We start from the raw sequence: 1,586 nt of genomic DNA, 5'->3' as shown, positions 1-1,586 counted from the left end.
CCCATAGTCGGCCACGCCAAAGATCGGCGCCTCCGCGTCCTTGTTGATCGCAACGATCACCTTGCTGTCCTTCATCCCCGCCAGGTGCTGGATCGCACCCGAGATGCCGCAGGCAATGTACAGCTGGGGCGCAACAATCTTGCCCGTCTGGCCCACCTGCAGGTCGTTGGGCGCGTAGCCCGCGTCCACCGCGGCGCGGCTGGCGCCAATGGCCGCGCCCAGCTTGTCGGCCAGCGGGGTGATGACCTCGTCGAACTTCTCCTTGCTGCCCAGCGCCCGCCCGCCCGAGACGATGATCTTGGCCGCCGTCAGTTCGGGGCGGTCGCTCTTGGTCACTTCGCGCCCAAGGAATTGGCTCTTGCCGCTGTCGGCCACTGCCGGGACGCTCTCGACGGCTGCGCTGCCGCCGCTGGCCGCTGCCGCATCAAAGCCGGTGCCGCGCACGGTGATGACCTTGACGGCGTCTGTGCTTTGCACGGTGGCAATGGCGTTGCCCGCGTAGATGGGGCGCTCGAAGGTGTCGGGGCTGTCGACCCGGGTGATGTCGCTGATCTGCGCCACGTCGAGCTTGGCGGCCACGCGCGGGGCGGTGTTCTTGCCGCTGGCGGTGGCCGGGAACAGGATGTGGCTGTAGCTGCCGGCGATCTGCAGCACCTGGGCGGCCAGGTTCTCGGCCAGGCCGTCCTTCAAGGACGCGCCGTCGGCGTGGATCACCTTGGAGACGCCGGCGATCTGTGCTGCAGCTGCTGCTGCTGCCTGCGCGTTCTCTCCGGCAACGAGTACATGCACCTCGGCGCCGCAGGCGGCGGCTGCGGTGACGGTGTTGAGCGTTGCGCTCTTGAGGGATGCGTTGTCGTGCTCGGCCACGACGAGGATGTGCGCGAGTGCGGTCATGTGTGTTTCTCCTTGAACCTTCAGATCACCTTGGCTTCGTTCCTGAGCTTGTCCACGAGGGTGGCAACGTCAGGCACCTTGACGCCTGCGCCGCGCTTCGGGGGCTCGGCGACCTTCAGGGTCTTGATGCGCGCAGCAGCATCCACGCCCAGGTCGGCGGGGGTGAGGGTCTCCAGCGGCTTCTTCTTGGCCTTCATGATGTTGGGCAGCGTGACGTAGCGCGGCTCATTGAGGCGCAGGTCGGTGGTGATGACCGCGGGCGTGGAAAGCGCCAGCGTCTCCAGGCCACCGTCGACTTCGCGGGTGACGTTGACCGAATCGCCCGCCACTTCCACCTTGCTGGCAAACGTGGCCTGGGGCAGGTCGGCGAGAGCGGCGAGCATCTGGCCGGTCTGGTTGGCGTCGTCGTCGATGGCCTGCTTGCCCAGAATCACCAGGCCGGGCTGTTCCTTGTCGACCAGGGCCTTGAGCAGCTTGGCCACGGCCAGGGGCTGCAGCTCTTCGTCGGTCTGCACCAGGATGGCGCGGTCGGCGCCAATGGCCATGGCGGTGCGCAGGGTTTCCTGGCATTGCGCCACGCCACAGCTGACGGCGATGACTTCGGTGGCGGCGCCTTTTTCCTTGAGGCGTACGGCCTCTTCGACGGCAATCTCGTCAAAGGGGTTCATGCTCATCTTGACGTTGGCGATGTC

The 1,586-nt window shown here is 66.7% G+C and carries 2 protein-coding genes; both read right to left on the bottom strand.

The window, feature by feature from the left end; genetic code table 11:
- On the bottom strand, positions 1-894 hold an 894-nt coding region (locus ABD767_RS17170; RefSeq protein WP_344870006.1), incomplete at its 3' end, for an electron transfer flavoprotein subunit alpha/FixB family protein.
- 20 nt (positions 895-914) lie between these two features.
- On the bottom strand, positions 915-1,586 hold a 672-nt coding region (locus ABD767_RS17165), incomplete at its 5' end, for an electron transfer flavoprotein subunit beta/FixA family protein (protein WP_344870005.1).

Source organism: Comamonas faecalis (genome assembly GCF_039538025.1).
GTDB lineage: Bacteria > Pseudomonadota > Gammaproteobacteria > Burkholderiales > Burkholderiaceae_C > Comamonas_C > Comamonas_C faecalis.
This window is presented reverse-complemented; position numbering and strand designations above follow the sequence as displayed.